We start from the raw sequence: 23,594 nt of genomic DNA, 5'->3' as shown, positions 1-23,594 counted from the left end.
GGAAACATGTCTCGTATTGCGAAACGTCCAATTCAAATTTCTTCAGATGTAAAGATTAAATTGAATTTGCAATTAATATCTGTTCAAGGAAAATATGGTCATTTATCACGTACTATTCATGATTCAGTTGAAATACAATATTTAAATGATAAAATAACTTTTTCAGTTCGTGCAGGTTTTTCTAATGCTTGGGCACAAGCAGGCACGTCTAGAGCTCTTGTAAACTCAATGATTATAGGAGTCTCAGAAAAATTTAGTAAAAAATTACAATTTTCTGGTGTAGGATATCGTGTGTCAGTGACTAAGGGAAATATTATTAATATGTCTTTAGGTTATTCGCATCCTATTTGTTATTCTTTGCCTCCTTATGTTGATGTAGAAAATCCATCTCCAACAGAAATTGTAATTAAAGGAATAGATAAACAATTAGTTGGTCAAATTGCCGCCAATTTAAGATCTTATCGTAAACCTGAACCTTATAAAGGAAAGGGTATTCGATATTCAGATGAAATTGTTCGCATAAAAGAGGCTAAGAAAAAGTAAAATGACGTTTTATAAAAATAAAAAAATAATTGCTCGTATGCGTCGATGTGCCAAGACTCGTTTTAAAATTAAGTCATTAGGAGCAACACGATTAGTTGTACATCGAACTTCTCGTCATATGTATGCTCAAATTATTTCGTCTACATCAAAAGTTTTGGCATTTGCATCTACTTTGGAAAAAAAAATTAGCTTGGATTTAAAATATAGTGGTAATAAAGAAGCCGCTAGCATTATCGGAGAAATTATTGCAAAAAGAGCTTTATCAAAAGGAATTTTTAACGTATCTTTTGATCGATCTGGTTTTAAATATCACGGACGCATAAAAATATTAGCAGATTCTGCTCGCAATTTTGGATTAAAGTTTTAAGGTGAAAATATAGAATGGCTTATATAGAAAAAAAAAATAATAATGAATTACAAGAGAAATTAATTACTGTTAATCGTGTTTCAAAAACAGTTAAAGGAGGACGTATATTTTCATTTACTGCTCTAACAGTAGTAGGAAATGGAGAAGGTCGTGTTGGTTTTGGTTATGGAAAAGCACGTGAAGTACCTGCTGCTATTCAGAAAGCGATGGAAAAAGCTAGACGTAATATGATTAAAATACCATTAGTTAACAAAACTTTACAACATGCACTAAAAGGTTCACATACCGGATCTGATGTTTTTATGAAGCCAGCTTCAGATGGAACAGGAATAATTGCAGGAGGAGCTATGCGTGCGGTTTTAGAAGTTGCTGGCGTACATAATGTATTAGCTAAAACTTATGGATCCACTAATCCTATTAATGTGGTTCGTGCAACTATGAATGGATTGATTAATATGAAATCTCCAAAAATGATAGCTGCTAAACGACATAAATTGGTGAAAGATATATTGGGATAAAATTTTTTTATGAAAAAAATTAAGATAACTCAAATCAAAAGTTCAATAGGACGAATACCTAAACATAAAAAAACCTTATTAGGACTTGGCTTGCGTCATATTGGGCATAGTGTAATACATCATGATACGCCTGCAATTAGAGGTATGATAAAAAAAATATCTTATATTTTGAAAATACAAGAGGATTAATGTCATGTATTTAAATACTCTTTCTCCATCTCTTGGAGCCCGAAAACATTCTAAAAGAGTAGGTCGTGGTATTGGTTGTGGTTTTGGAAAAACTGCCGGTCGAGGTCATAAAGGACAAAAGTCTAGATCTGGAGGAATGATAAATCGCGGTTTTGAAGGTGGACAAATGCCGTTATATAGAAGACTACCTAAATTTGGCTTTAATTCTCGAAAAAAAAATATTACAAAAGAAGTACGTTTGTCAGATTTATTAAATTTATCTACTAATATTATTGATTTAAACATTTTAAAACAACAAAAAATTATTAATAAAAATATTAAGTATGTAAAAGTTATCCTTTCAGGGAAAATAGAAGTTCCTTTGATCCTACGTGGTATACATGTAAGTCAAGGTGCGCGTAATGCTATTGAAAATTGTGGTGGAAAAATTGAAGAACAAGCGGTAAATAATGATTAATAAATTAAGATTAAATTTTAAAAATACTCAAAATAAGGGTAAAAGCGAACTTAATCAAAGAATTATCTCTGTAGTTATTGCATTAATTATCTTTCGTATTGGTTCATTTATTCCAATTCCTGGAATTGATACTACAATTTTATCTAAAACATTAAATGATCAAAGTGGCACTATTGTTGAAATGTTTAATATGTTTTCTGGTGGTGCTTTAAGTCGTGCTTCCATTTTTGCATTAGGTATTATGCCATATATTTCATCTTCTATTATTATTCAGTTATTAACTTTATTAATCCCGTCTTTATCTGAAATAAAAAAAGAAGGTGAACTTGGACGTAATAAAATTAATCAATATACAAGATATGTTACTTTAGTTTTAGCATTTTTTCAATCAATTGGTATTATTACAAGTTTACCTAAAATATCAGGTATGCATCAAATAATAATTGATCCTAATTTTTATTTTTATTGTACTGCTGTTATTATTTTGGTTACTGGTACAATGTTTTTAATGTGGTTAGGAGAATTAATTACAGAGTGTGGTATTGGTAATGGTATTTCAATTATTATTTTTATAGGTATAATAGCAAGTTTACCATCAGCTATTGTTCATACAATTGAAAAAACTAGACAAGGTAATTTACATATATTATTATTTTTTTGTATTTTAGCATTAATTTTTTCTGTTGTTTTTTTTGTAGTATTTGTTGAACGAAGTCAAAGAAAAATTATTGTACATTATGCACAACGTCAAAAAGGTCGTCGTATTTACTCTACTCAAAGTACTCATTTGCCTTTAAAATTAAATATGGCTGGTGTTATACCGGCAATATTTGCTTCGAGTGTCGTTTTATTTCCTGCAACAATTATATCTTGGTTCAATTTAGATCAAAAATGGCTTTTTTTAAGAAAATTCTTTTTTTATTTTCAACCAAATCAACCGTTATATTTAATACTATATATTTTTTCAATAATATTTTTCTGTTTTTTTTACACAAGTTTAGTTTTTAATCCTCGTGAAACTGCAGATAATTTAAAAAAATCAGGTGGTTTTATTGCTGGTATTAGACCAGGCGAACAAACAGCTAAATACATTAATAAAATTATGATGAGGTTAACACTTTTTGGATCTTTATATATTACATTTATTTGTTTAATACCTGAATTTATGAGAATTGGTATGAGTGTTCCGTTTCATTTTGGTGGTACATCATTATTGATTGTTGTTGTAGTGATTATGGATTTTATTGCTCAAATTCAAACTTTAATCATGTCTAGTCAATACGAATCTGTATTAAAAAAAGCCAATTTGAATTAAATTTAATAAATTTTTACGAATAATTGAAGGAAAAATAGAGTGAAAGTTAAAGCTTCTGTAAAAGTTCTTTGTCGAAATTGCAAAATAATAAGAAGGCATAATGTTGTCCGGGTTATTTGTAGTAATGATCCTAAACATAAACAACGTCAAGGTTAAAATAGTACTAAAAAAATATGCTCGAATAAAATATTTTATTAAATTTTTTTAATATTTTTTTCAAATAAAACTATTCTATAAATAATTTTTTTATATTAATTTAAAAGGTTTTATAATATGGCTCGTATTGCAGGCATTAATATTCCTCAACATAAGCAAACTTTAATTGCATTAACATCAATATATGGAATTGGTAAAAAACTATCTAAAATAATTTGCTGTAATGCAAATGTTTCTGAAAGTGCTAAGATTTCAGATTTAAAAGAGGAAGAAATCGAACTATTAAGAGAAAATGTTGCAAAATATATTGTTGAAGGTGATTTAAGAAGGGAAAAAACTTTAAATATTAAACGATTAGTTGATTTAAATTGTTATCGTGGTTTACGTCATCGAAGAAGTCTTCCGGTACGTGGACAGAGAACAAAAACTAATGCTCGCACTTGTAAAGGCCCTAGAAAAGCAATAAAAAAATAATTTAGGTAATTTTAATTATGGCAAAAAACTCGGTTGTAAGAACACGTAAACGTGTAAAAAAACAAATTACAGATGGTATTGCTCATATTCATGCTTCGTTTAATAACACTATTGTTACTATTACAGATAGACAAGGGAATTCTTTAGGATGGGCAACTTCTGGAGGATCTGGTTTTCGAGGTTCCCGCAAATCTACTCCCTTTGCTGCACAGATTGCAGCTGAAAGATGTGCTGAAATAGTGAAAGATTATGGTATAAAAAATTTAGAAGTAATGGTTAAAGGACCGGGACCTGGAAGAGAATCTACTATTCGAGCTTTAAATGCTGCTGGTTTTCGTATTACAAATATTACTGATGTAACACCTATTCCACATAATGGTTGCCGTCCTCCTAAAAAGCGTCGTGTTTAAATTTTAGGAAATATTGGAGAATAAAATGGCAAGATATTTAGGCCCTAAATTAAAGTTAAGTCGACGTGAAGGTACTGACTTATTTTTAAAGTCAGGTTTTCGTTCAATAGATTCAAAATGTAAATTAGAACATCCACCTGGACAACATGGTCTTCGAAAACCAAGATTGTCAGATTATGCAATTCAATTGCGTGAAAAGCAAAAAGTTCGTCGTCTTTATGGCATATTAGAACGTCAATTTAGAATATATTATAAAAAAGCATCTCGTTTAAAAGGTAATACTGGAGAGAATTTATTACAAATATTAGAAAGAAGACTCGATAATATAGTTTATAGAATGGGTTTTGGTTGTACTCGTTCTGAATCCAGGCAATTAATTAACCATAAGTCAATTAAAGTAAATAATAATATTGTCAATATTGCTTCATATCAAGTTTCTCCTAATGATTGTGTTTCTGTTCGAGACAAATCTAAAAATCAATCTAGAATAAAAGCTGCTTTAGAACTTGCAGAACAGAGAGAAAAGCCAATTTGGATCGAAGTTGACACAAATAAAATAGAAGGTATTTTTAAAAGATTTCCTGAACGTTCTGATTTATCTGCTGAAATTAACGAACATTTAATTGTTGAACTTTACTCTAAATAAACAATTCAGTGTTCATAGAGAGGATAAAATGCAGAATTCTATCATAGGTTTTTTAAAACCACGTTTAGTGGAAATTGAACAAATTACTACAACTCATACTAGAGTTACTTTAGAACCTTTAGAAAGAGGATTTGGCCATACCTTAGGAAATGCACTTCGTAGGATTCTTCTTTCTTCTATGCCAGGATATGCTGTAACTGAAGTAGAAATTGATGGAGTTTTACACGAGTATAGTACAAAAGAAGGTGTACAAGAAGATATATTAGAGATTTTACTTAATTTAAAGGGTTTGGCAGTAAAGGTATATGGTAAAGATGAAGTTTTTATTTCTTTAAAAAAATCAGGTATTGGTTCTGTTACTGCATCTGATATCACTCATGATGGTGATGTTGAAATTATTAAACCAGATCATTTAATTTGTCATCTTACTAATGAAAATGCTTCTATTCAAATGAGAATTAAAGTACAACGTGGAAGAGGATATATTCCTGCTTCTTCTAGGATTCACATAGAAGATGAATCAAGACCGATAGGTTGTCTATTAGTTGATGCATGTTATAGTCCAATCAATCGAATTTCTTATAATGTAGAGGCAGCCCGAGTTGAACAAAGAACTGATTTAGACAAACTTATTATTGAAATGAAAACAAATGGAACCATAGATCCTGAAGAAGCAATTCGACGTGCTGCTACTATTTTATCAGATCAACTAGAAGCATTTGTTGATTTAAGAGATGTTAGAGAGCCGGAGATAAAAGAAGAAAAACCTGAATTTGAACCTATTTTATTGCGTCCTGTAGATGATTTAGAACTAACTGTTCGTTCTGCAAATTGTCTTAAAGCAGAAGCTATACATTATATTGGTGATTTAGTTCAAAGGACTGAAGTTGAACTTTTAAAAACTCCTAATTTAGGTAAAAAATCATTAACTGAAATTAAAGATATTTTGGCTTCTCGAAATTTGTCTCTGGGTATGAAATTAGAAAAATGGCCTCCATCTAGTATTCTAGAAGAATAGTATTGACATATAATAAATATTATTTTATTTTTTTAAAGGATAGCATGTTATGCGACATCGTAAAATAGGTCGTAAATTTAATTGTAATAGCAGTCATCGTAATGCCATATTTAAAAATATGGCTTGTTCATTAATTCGTAATGAAATCATTAAAACAACGCTAGCAAAAGCAAAAGAATTACGTCGTGTTGTTGAACCTATGATTACTTTATCTAAAATAGATAATGTGGCTCGAAGAAGATTACTATTTTCTCGTATTCGTAATAATGAAATTGTATCTAAGTTATTTAAAAACATAGGTCCTATTTTTTATAACAGAGCAGGTGGTTATACTCGTATACTTAAATGCGGTTTTCGATCTGGAGATAAAGCTCCTATGGCTTATATCGAATTAGTAGATCGTGTTAAAAAAAATGAAGAAATTATTAAAAAATAATATTTATTGCAAAATAAATTCATTTTTTTATAAAAACTACTTATAATATTAAGCAAACGGCAAATTTCCGTTTGCTAATTTTTTTCTTAAATATATTGGTATTATATAAATTTTTAATATTTATATAATTTTGCCAACAGTAAATAAGTTTTTTTTGGAACACATTATTTGTTCAACATTTACAATTTTTTTCCCAGGAAACTGTATTTTTTGAATATTTAATATTTGATCAATCGTATTTATCTGAATTCCATTTTTATTAAAATCAACAATTTCTCCTATATCATATTTTTTTTTATTATTTAATATAATTTTTGCTTCCCATACTCTTATTGCTATTTTGTTTATTATAAAATAGCAAACTGGACGAGGATTAAAAGCACGTATTAATCGATCTAATGTGGATGCTTTTCTATTCCAATTTATTAATCCATCTTTTTTATGTATTTTTTCAGTAAAAGTTGCATATTTTTCGTTTTGTTTTCTTTCAAAAATAATATTTTTGTTGATATTATTTAAAGTTTCCAGCAATCCCTTTACTCCAATTTTAATTAGTTTTAAAGTTAATGTTTCTGCTGTCTCTATAGGTGATATTTTGCATTCAATTGAATATATTATATTTCCAGTATCAATTTTTTCATTCATTTTAATAATACTTATACCTGTTTTTTGATCACCAAATAAGATTGCTGATTGAATGGGAGTAGCTCCTCTCCACCTAGGTAATAATGATGCATGTATATTAATACAATTTTTTGGAAACATTGTTAATATTTCTTTTGGTATTATTTTTCCGTAAGCTACAACTATCATAATATCTGCATTAAAATCCAGTATTTTTTTTTGTGTTGTTTTTTCGTTTAATGTTAATGGTTGAAGAATGGGAATATTTTTTTTTTGAGATAATATTTTTACGGGAGAAAAATGTATTTTTTGACCTCTTCCAGAAGGAAGGTCTGGACGAGTAATTACAGCTACGACTTGATGTGTAGAAATCAATAATGCTTTCAAATATTGTGCGGAAAAATTTGATGTACCAGCGAAAATGATTTTTAGTTTTTTCAATTTTATTATTTCCTTATTTCCCCTTTTTTAAATTTTATTATTTCTTCTTTTGGTTTTATTAATTTTTTTTAATAATCTTTCTTTTTTAAATTTAGAAAGATAATCAATAAATAGTTTGCCTTTTAAGTGATCTATTTCATGTTGTATACAAATAGAAAGAATAGAGTCTGCTTCTATTTCTATTTCTTCCCCTTTAATATTTATAGCTTGTACTTTAATATAATCAAAACGAGGTATAAAAGCACGATAATCTGGAATTGATAAACACCCTTCTTCAATACTTACGTGTCCTCTTTTTTGAATTATTTTTGGATTAATTAGGATTAAGTTGTCGTTTTTTTCAATAATTTTGTTGATTACAATAATTTGTAATTGAATATTTATTTGAGTTGCTGCTAAACCAATACCTTCTTCTTGAATCATTGTATCTATCATATCATTTGCAATTTCGTATATTACTTTATCAATTATTTTAATTGGTTTAGCAACGATTCTTAGTCGTTTATCAGGATAGTGTAATATTTTTAAAACAGACATATATTTAAAGTAAATAATTTAATTTTATATATTAGTATAAACTTTTTTATTATAATTAAAAGTTAACTTTTAGTTCTTTTTATAATTTTTAAAAAAACATGTAATTATTATAAATTAATTTTATTGAATTAAAATTTATGTTGTATTAATTAAGTATGAATACAACATTTTATTTTGGAAATATAAAAATTTTTTAAATATATTAATATTAAGTTTTTTTATATAGAATTTTTTATTAAAATGCAGGGTTTTTAAAAATTAATGGAGGATGTAATTTTTTATCGATTAAAAAAATTTAACTAATTGTTCATCAAATATAAATTTTTAATTAAAAAATATTTATAATTCTTTATCTAGTTTAAACAATATATAGTCATCTTATAAAAAAATATTATTTTTTTAATTATCTCAGTTTTAAACTATTTTGCAATTCGTATTTATGTTCAATAGGTATTTATAAAAATAAATTCTAATTGTCGTAATTTTATATTATTTTTAGAATATATAGAAATATTAAAGTTAGATATATAAAAAATAATTATTAAAAAAATTATAGAATTAGCTTTTTAGTAAATTAAATTTTATAGATTTAAAATTAATTATCTTAATACTTTTATTCTATATTTCAGGCAGTAGAGTAGCTTTTTTAAAATTTGAAAAAATTATTATTTTATTTAAAAAATTTTTCTAAATTTGTATAATATTATTTAAAATAAATTTCATTATGAGATGTTTTTAATGAGTACAAATTATTTTTTAAGTTCATTAATTCGATGTATACAAATTTTATATAATAAAAAAATTATTGCATATCCTACTGAATCGATGTTTGGTTTAGGATGTGATCCTTCCAGTAAAAATGCGATTAAAGACTTATTAAATTTAAAAAAAAGAAGTATGAAAAAAGGACTAATATTAGTTGCTTCAAATTATAATCAAATAAAATTATATATTGATGAAGAAAAATTGTCAGTACAACAGAAAAAGAATATGTTTTCTTGTTGGCCTGGACCATTTACATTTGTTGTTCCTGCTAAAATATCTGTTCCATATTGGTTAACTGGTGAATTTAATACTATCGCTGTAAGAATTAGTGCTCATTTAGGTATAATTAAGCTATGTAATATTTTTGGAAAAGCATTAGTATCTACTAGTGCTAATTTTTCAAATTTATCGCCATGTTATACTCGAGAAGAAGTATTTCAAAATTTTGGTAAGGATTTCCCAATATTGTATGGTGATATAGGAAACGAACGTAATCCTTCTAAAATAATTAATATTATTAATGGAAAATTAATTCGTTATGCATAAACTTGAAAAGTTTAATTATGCCCTGTTTGGTAATCCTATTGATCATAGTCAATCTCCTAAGATTCATGATTTTTTTTCAAAACAAACAGGTATTTTACACATCTATAAATCTGTTAATATTCCAATAGGAAAATTTTCTTCATTAGTATCTGTCTTTTTTAAAAAAAATATTCAAGGTGCTAATGTAACAGCTCCATTTAAAAAAGAAGCCTATTTTTTTTCTAATAAATTAACTAAAAGGGCTAAAATTGCTCAATCTGTAAATACATTAAAAAAAATAAACAATAAATATATTTTAGGAGATAATACGGATGGTATAGGATTATTATCTGATTTGCTTAGATTAAAATTTATTAAAAAAAATTTTTCTATATTAATTCTTGGTGCAGGAGGAGCTGTAAAAGGAGTTCTTTTACCACTTTTATCATTAGGATGTTCAGTTTATATTTTAAATAGAACTGTTTTAAATGCTGTGAATTTAGTTGAACAATTTAAAAATTATGGAAAAATATTTTTTTTTCAAGACAAGATTTTTAAAAATAAACACTTTGATTTAGTAATTAATGCTATATCTAGAAATATTGAAAAAAAAATTTTTCTACCATCATCTTTTTTATCTGATAAAACGTTTTTTTATGATATGAATTATGGTTTGAAAAAAACTCCATTTATTAATTGGTGTTCTGGAATAGGAGGAAAATACATTTCTAATGGAATAGGTATGTTAGTATTCCAAGCAGCTTATTCTTTTTTAGAATGGCACAATGTTCTTCCTGATACAGATTATATTATTAATATTTTAAATAAAAAATAGATTAATTAAAATTATAAAAAAATACTAAATATTTTTTCATTTTTATAAAATATATATTTTATATATTATTTTTCTAATATGTAAGAAAATACTTGACTCTTTTTTTTCGATCTGTATTATTTAATACTAATATGTTCTAAATAAATTTAATTTTTAAAACAAAAAAATTTAAATATTAATGTCCCCTTCGTCTAGAGGTCAGGACATCGCCCTTTCACGGCGGCAACAGGGGTTCAAATCCCCTAGGGGACGATAAAAAATTATTTAAAAAATATTGTATACTAATTTAAATTGTTGTGTTATTATTTACAAACATTAAAAAAATGTGTTTTTTAAAAAGCTCTTTAAAAATTCGGAAAACAAGTATATAAATTATATTTTAAAAAACACCTGTGGGTTGTAAGGTTAAGCAAATAAGCGTACATGGTGAATGCCTTGGCAGTCAGAGGCGACGAAGGACGTGCTAATCTGCGAAAAGCGACGGCAAGCTGATATGAAGCACTATAACCGTCGATATCCGAATGGGGAAACCCGGTGCAATTTTTTGCATCATTATTAATTGAATCAAATAAATTAATAAAGCAAACCAAGGGAACTGAAACATCTAAGTACCTTGAGGAAAAGAAATCAACCGAGATTCCCTCAGTAGTGGCGAGCGAAAGGGGAAAAGCCCAGAACTAAAATCAACTATATATTATAGCAGAATGAATTGGAAAATTCAGTGATACAAGGTGATAGCCCTGTATGCGAAATAATTTATTTTGTGGGTTCGAAAAGTAGAGCGGGACACGAGAAATCCTGTTTGAATATGGGGGGACCATCCTCCAAGGCTAAATACTCCTGACTGACCGATAGTGAACTAGTACCGTAAGGGAAAGGCGAAAAGAACCCCGGCGAGGGGAGTGAAAAAGAACCTGAAACCGTGTACGTACAAGCAGTGGAAGCACTAAATTTTTTATTTGTAGTGTGACTGCGTACCTTTTGTATAATGGGTCAGCGACTTGTGCTCTGTAGCAAGGTTAACCGAATAGGGGAGCCGAAGGGAAACCGAGTCCTAAATAGGCGTTAAGTTTCAGGGCACAGACCCGAAACCCGGTGATCTAGCCATGGGCAGGTTGAAGGTTGGGTAAAACCAACTGGAGGACCGAACCGACTGATGTTGAAAAATCAGCGGATGACCTGTGGCTAGGGGTGAAAGGCCAATCAAACCGGGAGATAGCTGGTTCTCCCCGAAAGCTATTTAGGTAGCGCCTCGTGAACTCATCTGCGGGGGTAGAGCACTGTTTCGGTTAGGGGGCCATCCCGGCTTACCAATCCGATGCAAACTCCGAATACCGTAGAATGTTATCACGGGAGACACACAGCGGGTGCTAACGTTCGTTGTGGAAAGGGAAACAACCCAGACCGCCAGCTAAGGTCCCAAAGTCATAGTTAAGTGGGAAACGATGTGGGAAGGCATAAACAGCCAGGATGTTGGCTTAGAAGCAGCCATCATTTAAAGAAAGCGTAATAGCTCACTGGTCAAGTCGGCCTGCGCGGAAGATGTAACGGGGCTCAAACTATGCACCGAAGCTGCGGCAGCAAAAATTTTTTTTTGCTGGGTAGGGGAGCGTTCTGTAAGCCTATGAAGATGTATTGTAAAGTATGTTGGAGGTATCAGAAGTGCGAATGCTGACATGAGTAACGATAAAGCAGGTGAAAAACCTGCTCGCCGAAAAACTAAGGTTTCCTGTCCAACGTTAATCGGGGCAGGGTAAGCCGACCCCTAAGGCGAGGCTGCAAAGCGTAGTCGATGGAAAACAGGTTAATATTCCTGTGCTTGATTTTACTGCGAAGGGAGGACGGAGAAGGTTAGGTTATCCAGGCGACGGTCGTCCTGGTTTAAATGTGTAGGTATGATAATTAGGCAAATCCGATTATCTTTAATCTGAGGCATGATGACGAATCATTAAGGTGATGAAGTAACTAATACCACGCTTCCAAGAAAATTCTCTAAGCATCAGGTAAAATCAAATCGTACCACAAACCGACACAGGTAGTTAGGTAGAGAATACTAAGGCGCTTGAGAGAACCCAGGTGAAGGAACTAGGCAAAATAGTGCCGTAACTTCGGGAGAAGGCACGCTAGTTTTAGGTAGAAAAATTTACTTTTAAAGCCGAAGCTAGTCGAAGATACCAGCTGGCTGCAACTGTTTATTAAAAACACAGCACTGTGCAAACACGAAAGTGGAAGTATACGGTGTGACGCCTGCCCGGTGCCGGAAGGTTAATCGAAGGAGTTAAAGGAAACTTGAAGCTCCGGACTGAAGCCCCGGTAAACGGCGGCCGTAACTATAACGGTCCTAAGGTAGCGAAATTCCTTGTCGGGTAAGTTCCGACCTGCACGAATGGCGTAATGATGGCCAGGCTGTCTCCACCTGGGACTCAGTGAAATTGAAATTGCTGTGAAGATGCAGTATATCCGCGGCAAGACGGAAAGACCCCGTGAACCTTTACTATAGCTTGACACTGAATTCTGAATTTTAATGTGTAGGATAGGTGGGAGGCAATGATATTAAGACGCCAGTTTTAATGGAGCCAAACTTGAAATACCACCCTTTAAAATTCGGTATTCTAACCTAGTGCCGTAATCCGGTTCAGAGACAGTGTCTGGTGGGTAGTTTGACTGGGGCGGTCTCCTCCCAAAGAGTAACGGAGGAGTACGAAGATTGGCTAATTACGGTCGGAAATCGTGAGATTAGTGCAAAGGCATAAGCCAGTTTGACTGTGAGCGTGATAACGCGAGCAGGTGCGAAAGCAGGTCTTAGTGATCCGGTGGTTCTGTATGGAAAGGCCATCGCTCAACGGATAAAAGGTACTCCGGGGATAACAGGCTGATACCGCCCAAGAGTTCATATCGACGGCGGTGTTTGGCACCTCGATGTCGGCTCATCACATCCTGGGGCTGAAGCAGGTCCCAAGGGTATGGCTGTTCGCCATTTAAAGTGGTACGCGAGCTGGGTTTAGAACGTCGTGAGACAGTTCGGTCCCTATCTGCCGTGGGCGTTGGAAGATTGAGGGGATCTGCTTCTAGTACGAGAGGACCGAAGTGGACGTATCACTGGTGTTCGGGTTGTCATGCCAATGGCATTGCCCGGTAGCTAAATACGGAAAAGATAAGTGCTGAACGCATATAAGCACGAAGCTTACCCCAAGATGAATCTTCCCTGAAACAGAAATGTTTACTGAAGGGACGTTGAAGACTACAACGTTAATAGGCTAGGTGTGTAAGCATAGCGATGTGTTGAGCTAACTAGTACTAATGACCCAAGAGGCTTAACCTTACAACACCAGAGGTGTTTTATATAAAAAATATAAAAGCTTGTTTTACTGAATTCTTTGTTGTATTAATATATATATATTATAATAGCATTATTAATGCCTGGTAAAAATAGTGTAGTGGTACCACCTGAATCCATTTCGAACTCAGAAGTGAAACGCTATCACGCCAATGGTAGTACGGGGTCTCCCCGTGTGAGAGTAGGTACTAGCCAGGCAAATACAAAAAAACCCGAATTTTTTCGGGTTTTTTTGTATTTTAAAAAAATCTTAAAAATATAAAGTTGATTATTTTAAATATATCTAAAAATAATTTAACTTTTTAAGTTAGCATAAAAATTTTTTTGTTGGAATAAATATTCTTCGTTTAAAACAAATTACTTTCTAGCTAACAATAGATTTACATGTTAATCTATTAAAAATTTTCTATTATTTTTGATTTTTTATTTTTTTTACCATAAAAATCATTTATAATTTTTTTATTGAGTTTTTTCAATTCAGTATATTTTTTTCATGTGAAGGTAATATAGATGTCCAAGATTAAAGGTAATGTTAAGTGGTTTAATGAGTCTAAAGGGTTTGGTTTTATTACCCCAGAAGATGGAAGTAAAGATGTATTTGTTCACTTCTCAGCTATACAAAGTAATGGGTTTAAAACTTTAGCAGAAGGTCAAAGTGTGGAATTTGAAATTACTGAGGGGGCAAAAGGGCCATCTGCTGCTAATGTTATTAGTTTATAGATTTTATTTTATTTTTTAACTAAAAAATAAAAATCTTTTTTAGTACGGCTCTTCATCGAGCTGTACTATGTAAGATTTAATAAAATTTTTTTATTTTATAAAACCATTCTAACAATATTTATTTTACTGATATCATGATATAACATTTCAATTTGTTCAAAATTCTTTGCGCATATAGTAATTGAAACAGAAAGATAATTTCCTCTATTACTTGATTTGACTTGAGGCGTATAATCTCCAGGAATCTGAATTTGAATGACTTTTATTATTTGATCAATAAGTTCAGGTTGTGCTAAACCAATGATCTTATAAGTAAAAAAACAAGGGAATTTTAACATTTCTCGTAATTTTGTCTTCATTAATTAATCCTGGTTTTATTTTAAATTATATAAATACAATTGTTTTTTTTATCACTATGACATAATATATAAAAATATGCTTAAAAAAAATTGTTTTTTTTAAATGTTGCTATACGAATAGAACTAATATTAGTTATCTTTATTTATAAGTAATATAAAATATAGCACGCAATTTTTTTAAAAAATAGATATAAATATATTTTATTAGTTTAGCATATTGCTTGTATAGAAAATAATAAATTTTTTTTGAATATTTTTATGAGATAATTATGTTAAAAATTTTTAATTCATCAACTTGTAAAAAAGAAAGTTTTATACTTATTAAAAATAAAACAATTAATTTATATGTTTGTGGAGTTACTGTATATGACTTCTGTCATATTGGTCATGCTCGCACTTTTGTTGTTTTTGATTTAATAGTACGTTATTTACGTTTTGTTGGATTTAAAGTTAAATACGTTCGTAATATTACAGATGTTGATGATAAAATTATTTTAAAATCACTAAAAGAAAAAGTTAATATTAATGATTTTACTAATTCTATGATAAGAGAAATGAAACAAGATTTTTTGTTATTAGGTCTGCTTATTCCTGATGAAGAACCACGTGTTACTAATTATATTAGTAAAATTATTAAAATTATTGAAATATTAATATGTAATAGACATGCTTATGTTAGTGATAATGGCGATGTAATTTTTTCAATAAAAAGTGATAAATATTATGGTACTTTATCTGGTCAATACTTAGATACACTCATGTCTGGAAAACGTGCTATTTTCAATAAAATGAAAGAAAACCCATTAGACTTTGTTCTTTGGAAAAAATCTAAAAAAGAAGAAAAAATATTTTGGGAGTCTCCTTGGGGTAAAGGACGTCCCGGTTGGCACATTGAGTGCACAGCTATTACTAATTCTTTTTTTCAAGATGAGATAGATATTCATGGAGGTGGTGCAGATCTTCTTTTTCCTCATCATGAAAATGAAATGTCTCAATCAAGATGTGTAAATAGTAAATTTAAAGTACGATTTTGGATGCATGTGGGATTAGTAATAATAAAAAATCAAAAAATGTCTAAATCTTTAGGTAATTCTTTTTTTTTAAAAGATATTTTATTAAATTATGATCCTGAAGTTTTGCGTTTTTTTTTCTTGTCTACTCATTATAGACATCCCATTTATTATTCTGAAGAGAATTTAAAAAAATCTCAGATATCATTAGAATATTTATATATTACATTATATAATACAAACCCGTTATTTAATTTAGACGATGGTGAAAATGTTTTTGAAGTAGATTTTTACAGCGCTCTTAATAATGATTTTAATACACCTCAAGCATTATCTATTTTATTTAAAATGTGTCGAAAAATTAATTATTTAAAAAGAATAAATACATCTAAATCAAATTTTTTATCTTTTAAATTAAAAAAATTAGGTAATTGTTTAGGTATTTTATTAAAAAAACCAAAAGACTTTCTACAAAAAAAATCATTTTTTGATGAAGAAACTATAAAAAAAATTGAGATGTTAATTAAAAAACGAAATGATGCTAGAAAATCTAATTTATGGGCAAAAGCTGATGAATTACGTAATAAATTAACGAAATTAAATGTCATTTTAGAAGATTTTCCTAATAAAACATTATGGCGACGTAAAAAATAAAATATTTTTTTATACTACTGATTATCATGATATTTTTCACATGCTTCCATCGTATTTTGTAATAATGTTATTACCGTCATTGGACCAACCCCTCCTGGAACAGGTGTAATATAAGATGCTTTTAAATATGCAGAATAAAAATCTACATCACCCACTATAGATCCATTTTTTAATTTATTAATCCCTACGTCTATCACTATAGCACCTTCTTTAATCCAATCTCCGTGTAAAAAATTTGGCCGACCAATTGCTACAATTAACATATCCGCATTTTTAATATGAAATTTTAATTTTTTAGTAAATCTATGTGTAACTGTAGTTGTACATCCTGCTAATAGTAGTTCCATGCTCATAGGTCTACCTACTATATTAGAAGCACCAACCATAACTGCATGTAATCCATGAGTTTCAATTTTTTTATAATTTAGCATTGTCATAATCCCTTTAGGTGTACAAGCTCGTAAATGTGGGTTTCTTTGACATAAAGAGCCAGTATTATAGGGGTGGAAACCATCTACATCTTTCTCGGGTCGAATACTGCTAAAAATTTTATAATAATTTATTTGCTCAGGTAGTGGTAATTGTACTAAAATTCCATCTATATTGATATCGTTATTTAATTTTTCAATTAAATCTAGTATTTTTTTTTCGTTAATGTCGCAAGGGAAATTCCAGTACTGAGAAAAAAAACCTACATTTTTACATGCTAATATTTTTCTTTTTACGTAAATTTCAGAAGCAGGATTATTTCCTATTAGAATTACTGCTAATCCTGGAACTCTTTTTTTATCTTTTTTTCTTTTTTCTACTTTTTTTAAAATTTTAATTTCTATTTTTTTTGCTATTTTATTTCCATTTATAATTATTGCTGCCATTATTTTATAGCTCGTTTTATTTGTTTTATATTTAATAGGATATTAGTATTAATTTAGTTGCATATATATTGTTTTAGTGTTAAATTTTAATTTATTTAATTATGCGTTCTTAGCTCAGCTGGATAGAGCAACGGCCTTCTAAGCCGTAGGTCACAGGTTCGAATCCTGTAGAACGCAAAATAAATATTTTATTCTTTATTAAGAAGTGTCTCTATTTTTTTGTATATATTTAAAATACTTTCTTTTCCATTAATCCGAAAGTATTTTATGTTCTTTTTTTTGGAAATATATTGCGTTAATGAATAAATATTTTCTTCGTAATTTTCTAATCTTTTTTTTACAATATCATTTTTATCATCCTCTCTAATCTGTAATTTTTCTTTTGTTATATCATCTTTTCCTTCTTCTATAGGTGGATTATAATGTATATTATAAATTCTTCCAGATGGAATATGTACTCTTCTTCCACATATTCTTTTTAAAATTAGTTGATGAGGTACAATAAATTCCAAAATATAGTCTATTTTTATTCTGAGATTGAATATATATTCAGCTTGTTTTTTTGTTCTTGGAAAACCATCTAATAAAAAACCATTAATACAATCTTTTTTTTGAATTCTTTTTTTTATTAATTCACATACAATTTCATTGGAAACTAATTCTCCATTTTTTAAAATATTACGTATTTTTTTTCCAATTTCATTATTAATTTGAATGTTTTCTCTTAATATATCTCCTGTTGATATTTTTGGAATGTTGTATTTTTCTGAAATAAGTTTTGCTTGCGTTCCCTTTCCACTAGCTGGAGCACCGATTAAAATAATACGCATAATTATTTTTTAAATAAAATTGTTTGTTATAATAGTCGGATTACTACTATAAAAAAGTAGTAATCATATTTTTTATTGTTCTAAAATTAATTTATTTATTCTAGAAATAAATTGGTGTGGATTTTCTAAACTGCCTTTTTCAGCAAATAATGCTTGATCTAATAGAAAATTAATCCATTCATCAAATTTTTTAGTTTCATTAATTTTGCATATTTTTTTTATCAAATCATGATTTGGATTTATTTCAAATATATATTTTAATTCTGGAACTGCTTGCCCAGCGGCAGTAAATAGTTTTGCCATTTGAGTACTCATTTCATTTGAATCGCTTAAAACAATACATGGAGTATCTGTTAATCGATGTGTTAATCTAATTGATTTAACTTTTTCGCCTAGAGTTGTTTTTGCTTTTTTTAAGAATTCTGTTATTTCTACTGAGGTTTCTTGTTTTTTTTCTTTTTCTTTAATTAATTTATTTAAAGATTCGTCGTCTTTACTAATAGATTGAATTTTTTTTCCTTCAAATTCAGTAATATAATTCATCATCCATTCATCAATTCTATCTGAGAGTAATAATACATCAATATTTTTCTTATTAAATAGTTCTAAATGAGGACTATTTTTTGCAGATGTATAGCTATCTGCAGTAATATAATATATTTTTTCCTGATTTGGATGCATATTAGATATATATTTTTCTAGCGATAATGTTTGTTCAGAAGTATTATTTTGAATTGATGTAAAACGTAAAAGTTTAATAATTGTATTTAAATTTTTGCTATCTTCTGCAGGTCCTTCTTTTAAAACTAATCCAAATTGATTCCAAAATTGTTGATATTTTTTATCATCATTTTTTGCTAATGTTTCAAGCATTTTTAATGATCTTTTTATTAGAGCTTTTTTTAAATTTTGAGTAATTGAATTATCTTGTAATATTTCTCTAGAAACATTTAGAGGTAAATGGTTTGAATCTATTAAGCCTCTTATAAATCGTAAATAGTTTGGAAGAAATTCTTGAGCATTATCCATAATATAAACACGTTTTACATATAATTTTAATCCATATTTATTTTCTCTATTCCAAATATCCCAAGCTGCTTTTTCAGGAATAAATAATAAACTAATATATTCATTAATTCCCTCTACATGATTATGACTCCAAAAAATTGGATTATTTTGGTCATTTGTTAAGTGCTTATAGAAGTCTTGGTATTCTTTTTCACTGATAGAAGATTTATTTTGTATCCATAATGCTGTAGCTTTATTAATTTGTTCCCAAAAATATGTTTTATTTTTTTCGTCATATTTTTGTATTTGAATAGGTACAGTAATATGATCAGAATATTTACTAATTATATTTTGAATTCGCCATAATTCTAAAAATTCTTCTTCTTCCTTTTTTAAAAATAAAGTAATTTCAGTCCCTTTTTGTTTTTTCATTACTGTAGTAATGTTGTATTCTCCTTCTCCCGATGATTCCCATAACACACCTTGATCAGATTTACTGCCAGCTAATCTGGTTCTTACTGATACCTTTCTTGATACAATAAAAGATGAGTAAAAACCAACGCCAAATTCTCCAATAAGTTCATTTTTGATATTATTTTGTTTTTTTTCTAAAGATTTTAAAAATGATTTGGTTCCTGATTTAGCAATAGTACCTAAATTTTCAATTGTATCTTGACGTGTCATTCCAATACCATTATCACTAATAATTATAGTTTTTTGAGATTTATTAATGGATATTTGAATTTTCAGGTTATTATCATTTTCATATAGTTCTGTATTTGATATAGATTGAAATCTTAATTTGTCTATTGCATCTGATGCATTAGATATTAATTCTCTTAAAAATATCTCTTTATTTGAATATAACGAATGAATCATTAGATGCAGTATTTGCTTTACTTCGGACTGAAAGCTATATACTTCTTTTTTTTGTATGTTCATATGTCAAACTCTTTTAAAACTTAATAATGTATTTTTTAAAAAAATAATTTAGTATTTTTTTAGATAACAATAAAATAGACGATATATTTTTTATATTATGTTGAGTAGCCCATATTTATAATGGTATATTTAATCCTGTTGGCATTTTCATGCTTGTAGATATAGAAGACATTTTTTTCTTTTGAACTTCAGATATTCTTCTGGCTGCATCATTAAAAGCGGCAGCTGCTAGATCTTCTAGCATATCTTTATCATCTTTTAGTAAACTTGGATCTACCTCTACACGTTTACAATTGTGTGCACCATTCATTGTGACTTTTACTAACCCAGCACCTGCTTCTCCTGTAACTTCTATTTTAGCTATTTCTTCTTGTATTTTAGCCATTTTTTCTTGCATTTGTTGTGCCTGTTTCATAAGATTTCCTAATCCACTTTTAGTGAACATATTTATTCTCTCTTTTTTATATTTGCATTAATTTTATTTTTGTATTTCTGTAATGGCTTGTAGCAAAATCATTTCTACTCCTATTTTGTGATTAGGTGATAAAAATAAATTTTTCCTCCCATTTAATAGAATTTTATAACATAATTGAATATCATTTCTGCTATTTTTTTCTGCTATTTTTTTTATTTTATTTTCATAATTTTTTATAAATATTTGATTCCATATTTTTGGATAATTTTTCAACATAGCAATATGATGCAAAAAACGTAGCATTTCTATTAATAAATTTTGCCAATCTAATCCTATATTACTTATTTTATTTAATAAACACATCATTTTTTTTGAATCTTTTTCTAATAAATGTTTAGTTAACAAAAAGGCATTTTTTTTACTGGGTATACCTAACATTACAGTAGTAGTTTTTATGGTAATATTATTTTTGCTTAAGCAAATCGCATGTTCTAATAAATTTAATGCATCTCTCATACTACCATAAGCATAAGAAGCTATTAATTCTAAAGCTTCTTCATCAAAATTATTTTTTTCTTTTTTTAAAACATATTTTAAAAAATTAAAAATTTCTTCTTCAGATAAAATATTTAATTTTAAATATAAACAACGAGATATAATAGTTTTAGGTATTTTTTCTATTTCTGTTGTCGCTAAAACAAATTTTATATGTTCAGGAGGCTCTTCTAGAGCTTTAAGGAGCGCATTAAAACTATGTCGAGATAACATATGCACTTCATCAATTAGATATACTTTAAAACGACTTTTAGAAGGAGCATAATAAATATTATCTAAAATTTCTCGAATTTCTTCTACTTTTGTACGCGATGCAGCATCTATTTCTATAAAATCAAGGCAAATTCCCTTTTCTATTTCTTGACAAATAGTACATTTTCTACACGCATTAGATGTAATTCCTTTTTTACAATTTAAACTTTTAGCAATTAAACGTCCAATTGTAGTTTTTCCTGTTCCTCTTGTTCCAGATAACAACCATGCATGATGAATTCGTTTCATTGAAAGGCTATTAGATATAGCTGTAACAATGTTTTTTTGACCAATTATTTCTTTAAACGATTGAGGCCGCCATTTTCTTGCTAGTATTTGATAAATCATATATTATTTTTTTTCCAGAAATGCTATTATGCTATCAATATTTTTTAAAATATGAAAGTACTCTCTTTTTTTATAAAAAATTAGTTGTAAAATGTGTATTTGATCTATAAAATAAATAAAATGTATTTTTCATATAAAAATTAATTTTAAACTGGAGCTTTCTGTTAGTCCCGAACACTGTTGATTTGAAAAATTGGTCAGGTCTGGAAGGAAGCAGCCAAATCAATTGATACAGGTGTTTTGATATGGCTAACAGGATCTCCAAAATTTAATGTATAGATAATTGAAGATTATACATCTTCCAATAATGACCTTTTTTTTCTAATAATTTGTTATGTCGTCCAAACTCTATAATTTTTCCTTTATGTAATACTACAATGATATCTGCTTCAATAATAGTTGATAATCGATGTGCTATAACAATTAATGTTGTATTTTTTCTTATAGAATATAATGTTTTTTGGATTATTTTTTCTGTTCCTGAATCGATATTAGCTGTTGCTTCGTCTAATATAAGTATTTTAGGAGATCGTACTAATATTCTAGCAATTGCTAATAATTGTTTTTGACCAAGAGATAGATTATTTCCTTCTTCTCCTAAAATAGAATACATACCTTTTGGCATTGATTTTACTAGAGAAGCAAGATTAACTGTATTTAATATTTTCCATATTTTTTCTTCGGATATATCTTTTCCTAATGTAATATTAGAAAAGAAAGTATCTGCAAGAACAATAGGATCTTGTTGTATCATTAATATATTTTTCCGCAAAATATTATAATCAATTGAATTAATAGATTTATCATCTAAATATATTCTTCCATTTTTTATAGGATAATATCCCATTAATAAGTTAGCTAAAGTACTTTTTCCGCTTCCTGTTTGTCCTACAAATGCAACAAAACTTTTAGACGGAATATATATATTAATATTATGAAGTATATTTTTTTCATTTTTTTTATATCTAAAACTAAGATTTTTAATATCTATTTTCCCACTTTTTAATTCTTCTTTATTTTTTCCATATTTTTGCTGTGGCGAATTGATAAGAGAAAATATTCTTTCTCCTGCTACTATAGCTTGTTGAAGTATAGATTGTTGAATAGTAATTGAAATTAAGGGTTCATTAAGACGACCAAGATATGTAATAAAAGCATACAACACACCTACTTCAAAAATGTCAACAGAAAAACAACTAAATAAAAAAATAAAGTTACATAGCATGAAAGCTGATATTAAACTCAGCAATGGTCTTAATAAAAAACCATCTAATTTTAATATTTTCATACGCGATAAATAATGTAATTGACTAACATCTTTTATATTTTTTTCAAATCTTATTTGTTGTCTAAATTGTTGAATAACGTTCATTCCATTAATTGTTTCGTTAAATTTATTATTAATATTGGCTACATAATATCGTACATTTCGTAGCAATGGAGTACTATATCGTTGATATATTGACATTAAAATAGCTACTATTGGTATAATGAACACGGCTATGATTGCCATGTGCCATTCAAGAGTAAACATAGCAAATAATATAATTATAATTAAAATTATACTACGAAATAACGTGGGACCAACAGTATCGTATAATTCTTTAATAATTTCAGTATCATTCGTAACTTTTGAGATCATTTGACCAATCGGTTGGGAATCAAATGTAACTATAGGTTGATTTAATGCTGATTTCATTACATCATTACGTAATTTATTAATAATTCCTACAGCTATTTGATTAAATAAAATACTTTGAAAATAATTAAAAAATACTGCTAATATTTGTAGCATTATAAATGCTATGATTATAGATAATATTAATGCTATATCTAGTTCATGTTTAGATAACACCTTATTAATAAAATAACTTATTAAAATAGGTCCTAAAACTTCAGAAATGGCTCCACTTAAGAGTAAAAAAAATGCTAATGTTATTTTTTTTTTCCAAGGTCTTGCATAAATTATTAATCGTTTTAAAATGGGCCAAAATCCTATTAAATGATCCATATTGTAAATTTCTCACCTGTTT

At 28.5% G+C, this 23,594-nt stretch carries 25 protein-coding genes, 2 tRNA genes, 2 rRNA genes and 1 other RNA gene; 21 read left to right on the top strand and 9 right to left on the bottom strand.

Features of this window, described 5'->3' with window-relative positions; genetic code table 11:
- The first annotated feature begins 6 nt into the window (after positions 1 to 6).
- The 12 genes from rplF (at position 7) to rplQ (ending at position 6,529) form a co-directional block, all read left to right on the top strand.
- On the top strand, positions 7 to 543 hold the full coding sequence (gene rplF, locus AB4W74_RS02585) for a 50S ribosomal protein L6 (protein WP_367681894.1): 537 nt from the start codon (positions 7 to 9) through the stop codon (positions 541 to 543).
- 1 nt (position 544) lies between these two features.
- Positions 545 to 910, top strand: coding sequence for a 50S ribosomal protein L18 (rplR, locus tag AB4W74_RS02580; RefSeq protein ID WP_367681893.1), 366 nt, complete (start codon positions 545 to 547; stop codon positions 908 to 910).
- Positions 911 to 924: 14 nt separating this feature from the next.
- On the top strand, positions 925 to 1,428 hold the full coding sequence (gene rpsE, locus AB4W74_RS02575; RefSeq protein ID WP_367681892.1) for a 30S ribosomal protein S5: 504 nt from the start codon (positions 925 to 927) through the stop codon (positions 1,426 to 1,428).
- Between the two features lie 9 nt (positions 1,429 to 1,437).
- Complete coding sequence (gene rpmD / locus AB4W74_RS02570; protein WP_367681891.1) at positions 1,438 to 1,617, top strand: 50S ribosomal protein L30; 180 nt, start codon at positions 1,438 to 1,440, stop codon at positions 1,615 to 1,617.
- A 4-nt stretch (positions 1,618 to 1,621) separates the two neighbouring features.
- Positions 1,622 to 2,074: a 50S ribosomal protein L15 gene (rplO, locus tag AB4W74_RS02565; protein ID WP_367681890.1), complete on the top strand. Its 453-nt coding sequence runs from the start codon at positions 1,622 to 1,624 to the stop codon at positions 2,072 to 2,074.
- Positions 2,067 to 3,389 (top strand): preprotein translocase subunit SecY, encoded by a 1,323-nt coding sequence (gene secY / locus AB4W74_RS02560; RefSeq protein WP_367681889.1) that lies wholly within the window; start codon positions 2,067 to 2,069, stop codon positions 3,387 to 3,389. The genes rplO and secY overlap by 8 nt, the downstream gene beginning before the upstream one ends.
- A gap of 39 nt (positions 3,390 to 3,428) precedes the next feature.
- Positions 3,429 to 3,545, top strand: a complete 117-nt coding sequence (gene rpmJ / locus AB4W74_RS02555; protein WP_367681888.1) for a 50S ribosomal protein L36 — start codon at positions 3,429 to 3,431, stop codon at positions 3,543 to 3,545.
- 117 nt (positions 3,546 to 3,662) lie between these two features.
- Complete coding sequence (gene rpsM, locus AB4W74_RS02550) at positions 3,663 to 4,019, top strand: 30S ribosomal protein S13 (RefSeq protein ID WP_367681887.1); 357 nt, start codon at positions 3,663 to 3,665, stop codon at positions 4,017 to 4,019.
- A gap of 17 nt (positions 4,020 to 4,036) precedes the next feature.
- The gene (gene rpsK, locus AB4W74_RS02545) at positions 4,037 to 4,429 is read left to right on the top strand and encodes a 30S ribosomal protein S11 (RefSeq protein ID WP_367681886.1); all 393 of its coding nucleotides are present in this window, start codon (positions 4,037 to 4,039) and stop codon (positions 4,427 to 4,429) included.
- 25 nt (positions 4,430 to 4,454) lie between these two features.
- Entirely contained in the window at positions 4,455 to 5,075 is a 621-nt protein-coding gene (gene rpsD / locus AB4W74_RS02540; RefSeq protein WP_367681885.1) for a 30S ribosomal protein S4, read from the top strand.
- A gap of 28 nt (positions 5,076 to 5,103) precedes the next feature.
- Positions 5,104 to 6,093, top strand: a complete 990-nt coding sequence (gene rpoA, locus AB4W74_RS02535; protein WP_367681884.1) for a DNA-directed RNA polymerase subunit alpha — start codon at positions 5,104 to 5,106, stop codon at positions 6,091 to 6,093.
- 49 nt (positions 6,094 to 6,142) lie between these two features.
- Entirely contained in the window at positions 6,143 to 6,529 is a 387-nt protein-coding gene (gene rplQ / locus AB4W74_RS02530) for a 50S ribosomal protein L17 (protein ID WP_367681883.1), read from the top strand.
- Positions 6,530 to 6,649: 120 nt separating this feature from the next.
- On the opposite strand, the gene fmt is transcribed toward rplQ, so the two are convergent.
- Positions 6,650 to 7,594: a methionyl-tRNA formyltransferase gene (gene fmt, locus AB4W74_RS02525; protein WP_367681882.1), complete on the bottom strand. Its 945-nt coding sequence runs from the start codon at positions 7,592 to 7,594 to the stop codon at positions 6,650 to 6,652.
- 27 nt (positions 7,595 to 7,621) lie between these two features.
- Positions 7,622 to 8,131 (bottom strand): peptide deformylase, encoded by a 510-nt coding sequence (def, locus tag AB4W74_RS02520; RefSeq protein WP_367681881.1) that lies wholly within the window; start codon positions 8,129 to 8,131, stop codon positions 7,622 to 7,624.
- Positions 8,132 to 8,869: 738 nt separating this feature from the next.
- On the opposite strand from def, the gene AB4W74_RS02515 reads away from it, so the two are divergent.
- From AB4W74_RS02515 to cspE, 6 genes are all read left to right on the top strand, one after another.
- Complete coding sequence (locus tag AB4W74_RS02515; RefSeq protein WP_367681880.1) at positions 8,870 to 9,442, top strand: Sua5/YciO/YrdC/YwlC family protein; 573 nt, start codon at positions 8,870 to 8,872, stop codon at positions 9,440 to 9,442.
- Positions 9,435 to 10,256, top strand: a complete 822-nt coding sequence (gene aroE / locus AB4W74_RS02510) for a shikimate dehydrogenase (RefSeq protein WP_367681879.1) — start codon at positions 9,435 to 9,437, stop codon at positions 10,254 to 10,256. Before AB4W74_RS02515 ends, aroE begins: the two co-directional genes overlap by 8 nt.
- Before the next feature lie 180 nt (positions 10,257 to 10,436).
- Positions 10,437 to 10,508, top strand: a tRNA-Glu gene (locus AB4W74_RS02505).
- A 151-nt stretch (positions 10,509 to 10,659) separates the two neighbouring features.
- Positions 10,660 to 13,578: ribosomal RNA gene (locus AB4W74_RS02500) — 23S ribosomal RNA — on the top strand.
- 97 nt (positions 13,579 to 13,675) lie between these two features.
- Positions 13,676 to 13,791: ribosomal RNA gene (rrf, locus tag AB4W74_RS02495) — 5S ribosomal RNA — on the top strand.
- A gap of 312 nt (positions 13,792 to 14,103) precedes the next feature.
- Entirely contained in the window at positions 14,104 to 14,313 is a 210-nt protein-coding gene (cspE, locus tag AB4W74_RS02490) for a transcription antiterminator/RNA stability regulator CspE (RefSeq protein WP_009874442.1), read from the top strand.
- 95 nt (positions 14,314 to 14,408) lie between these two features.
- Here the strand turns inward: cspE and ybeD are convergent, their stop codons facing one another.
- The gene (gene ybeD, locus AB4W74_RS02485; RefSeq protein ID WP_367681878.1) at positions 14,409 to 14,672 is read right to left on the bottom strand and encodes a DUF493 family protein YbeD; all 264 of its coding nucleotides are present in this window, start codon (positions 14,670 to 14,672) and stop codon (positions 14,409 to 14,411) included.
- A gap of 269 nt (positions 14,673 to 14,941) precedes the next feature.
- Here ybeD and cysS point away from each other — a divergent pair, with 269 nt between their 5' ends.
- Positions 14,942 to 16,336, top strand: a complete 1,395-nt coding sequence (cysS, locus tag AB4W74_RS02480) for a cysteine--tRNA ligase (protein WP_367681877.1) — start codon at positions 14,942 to 14,944, stop codon at positions 16,334 to 16,336.
- A gap of 14 nt (positions 16,337 to 16,350) precedes the next feature.
- Here cysS and folD read toward each other — a convergent pair whose 3' ends face one another.
- Positions 16,351 to 17,211, bottom strand: coding sequence for a bifunctional methylenetetrahydrofolate dehydrogenase/methenyltetrahydrofolate cyclohydrolase FolD (folD, locus tag AB4W74_RS02475; protein ID WP_367681876.1), 861 nt, complete (start codon positions 17,209 to 17,211; stop codon positions 16,351 to 16,353).
- A 103-nt stretch (positions 17,212 to 17,314) separates the two neighbouring features.
- On the opposite strand from folD, the gene AB4W74_RS02470 reads away from it, so the two are divergent.
- Positions 17,315 to 17,388: transfer RNA gene (locus tag AB4W74_RS02470), tRNA-Arg, on the top strand.
- A gap of 11 nt (positions 17,389 to 17,399) precedes the next feature.
- Here the strand turns inward: AB4W74_RS02470 and adk are convergent.
- The 4 genes from adk to dnaX form a co-directional block, all read right to left on the bottom strand.
- The gene (adk, locus tag AB4W74_RS02465; protein WP_367681875.1) at positions 17,400 to 18,041 is read right to left on the bottom strand and encodes an adenylate kinase; all 642 of its coding nucleotides are present in this window, start codon (positions 18,039 to 18,041) and stop codon (positions 17,400 to 17,402) included.
- Positions 18,042 to 18,113: 72 nt separating this feature from the next.
- Positions 18,114 to 19,991: a molecular chaperone HtpG gene (gene htpG, locus AB4W74_RS02460; protein WP_367681874.1), complete on the bottom strand. Its 1,878-nt coding sequence runs from the start codon at positions 19,989 to 19,991 to the stop codon at positions 18,114 to 18,116.
- A gap of 115 nt (positions 19,992 to 20,106) precedes the next feature.
- A complete protein-coding gene (locus AB4W74_RS02455) occupies positions 20,107 to 20,436 on the bottom strand; it encodes a YbaB/EbfC family nucleoid-associated protein (RefSeq protein WP_367681873.1) in 330 nt (109 codons plus the stop codon).
- 33 nt (positions 20,437 to 20,469) lie between these two features.
- Entirely contained in the window at positions 20,470 to 21,561 is a 1,092-nt protein-coding gene (dnaX, locus tag AB4W74_RS02450) for a DNA polymerase III subunit gamma/tau (RefSeq protein WP_367681872.1), read from the bottom strand.
- A gap of 162 nt (positions 21,562 to 21,723) precedes the next feature.
- On the opposite strand from dnaX, the gene ffs reads away from it, so the two are divergent.
- Positions 21,724 to 21,819, top strand: an RNA gene (gene ffs / locus AB4W74_RS02445) — signal recognition particle sRNA small type.
- A gap of 10 nt (positions 21,820 to 21,829) precedes the next feature.
- Here ffs and AB4W74_RS02440 read toward each other — a convergent pair.
- Positions 21,830 to 23,572: a SmdB family multidrug efflux ABC transporter permease/ATP-binding protein gene (locus AB4W74_RS02440; protein WP_367681871.1), complete on the bottom strand. Its 1,743-nt coding sequence runs from the start codon at positions 23,570 to 23,572 to the stop codon at positions 21,830 to 21,832.
- Positions 23,573 to 23,594: the final 22 nt, after the last annotated feature.

It is taken from the genome of Buchnera aphidicola (Hyalopterus amygdali) (assembly GCF_964059015.1).
GTDB lineage: Bacteria > Pseudomonadota > Gammaproteobacteria > Enterobacterales > Enterobacteriaceae > Buchnera > Buchnera aphidicola_BN.
The sequence above is the reverse complement of the archived record's forward strand: the minus strand, read 5'-3'. Positions and strand labels throughout refer to the sequence as shown.

Excerpts from the sequence above, each read along its gene's own strand:
- htpG (WP_367681874.1), bottom strand. The coding sequence starts at position 19,991 with ATGAACATACAAAAAAAAGAAGTATATAGCTTTCAGTCCGAAGTAAAG.
- rplR (WP_367681893.1), top strand. The coding sequence starts at position 545 with ATGACGTTTTATAAAAATAAAAAAATAATTGCTCGTATGCGTCGATGT.
- rplO (WP_367681890.1), top strand. The coding sequence starts at position 1,622 with ATGTATTTAAATACTCTTTCTCCATCTCTTGGAGCCCGAAAACATTCT.
- AB4W74_RS02455 (WP_367681873.1), bottom strand. The coding sequence starts at position 20,436 with ATGTTCACTAAAAGTGGATTAGGAAATCTTATGAAACAGGCACAACAA.
- rpsD (WP_367681885.1), top strand. The coding sequence starts at position 4,455 with ATGGCAAGATATTTAGGCCCTAAATTAAAGTTAAGTCGACGTGAAGGT.
- dnaX (WP_367681872.1), bottom strand. The coding sequence starts at position 21,561 with ATGATTTATCAAATACTAGCAAGAAAATGGCGGCCTCAATCGTTTAAA.
- AB4W74_RS02440 (WP_367681871.1), bottom strand. The coding sequence starts at position 23,572 with ATGGATCATTTAATAGGATTTTGGCCCATTTTAAAACGATTAATAATT.
- rpsE (WP_367681892.1), top strand. The coding sequence starts at position 925 with ATGGCTTATATAGAAAAAAAAAATAATAATGAATTACAAGAGAAATTA.
- cysS (WP_367681877.1), top strand. The coding sequence starts at position 14,942 with ATGTTAAAAATTTTTAATTCATCAACTTGTAAAAAAGAAAGTTTTATA.
- ybeD (WP_367681878.1), bottom strand. The coding sequence starts at position 14,672 with ATGAAGACAAAATTACGAGAAATGTTAAAATTCCCTTGTTTTTTTACT.
- rpsK (WP_367681886.1), top strand. The coding sequence starts at position 4,037 with ATGGCAAAAAACTCGGTTGTAAGAACACGTAAACGTGTAAAAAAACAA.
- aroE (WP_367681879.1), top strand. The coding sequence starts at position 9,435 with ATGCATAAACTTGAAAAGTTTAATTATGCCCTGTTTGGTAATCCTATT.
- cspE (WP_009874442.1), top strand. The coding sequence starts at position 14,104 with ATGTCCAAGATTAAAGGTAATGTTAAGTGGTTTAATGAGTCTAAAGGG.
- secY (WP_367681889.1), top strand. The coding sequence starts at position 2,067 with ATGATTAATAAATTAAGATTAAATTTTAAAAATACTCAAAATAAGGGT.
- adk (WP_367681875.1), bottom strand. The coding sequence starts at position 18,041 with ATGCGTATTATTTTAATCGGTGCTCCAGCTAGTGGAAAGGGAACGCAA.
- rpoA (WP_367681884.1), top strand. The coding sequence starts at position 5,104 with ATGCAGAATTCTATCATAGGTTTTTTAAAACCACGTTTAGTGGAAATT.
- rpmD (WP_367681891.1), top strand. The coding sequence starts at position 1,438 with ATGAAAAAAATTAAGATAACTCAAATCAAAAGTTCAATAGGACGAATA.
- rplQ (WP_367681883.1), top strand. The coding sequence starts at position 6,143 with ATGCGACATCGTAAAATAGGTCGTAAATTTAATTGTAATAGCAGTCAT.
- folD (WP_367681876.1), bottom strand. The coding sequence starts at position 17,211 with ATGGCAGCAATAATTATAAATGGAAATAAAATAGCAAAAAAAATAGAA.
- rplF (WP_367681894.1), top strand. The coding sequence starts at position 7 with ATGTCTCGTATTGCGAAACGTCCAATTCAAATTTCTTCAGATGTAAAG.
- rpsM (WP_367681887.1), top strand. The coding sequence starts at position 3,663 with ATGGCTCGTATTGCAGGCATTAATATTCCTCAACATAAGCAAACTTTA.
- AB4W74_RS02515 (WP_367681880.1), top strand. The coding sequence starts at position 8,870 with ATGAGTACAAATTATTTTTTAAGTTCATTAATTCGATGTATACAAATT.
- def (WP_367681881.1), bottom strand. The coding sequence starts at position 8,131 with ATGTCTGTTTTAAAAATATTACACTATCCTGATAAACGACTAAGAATC.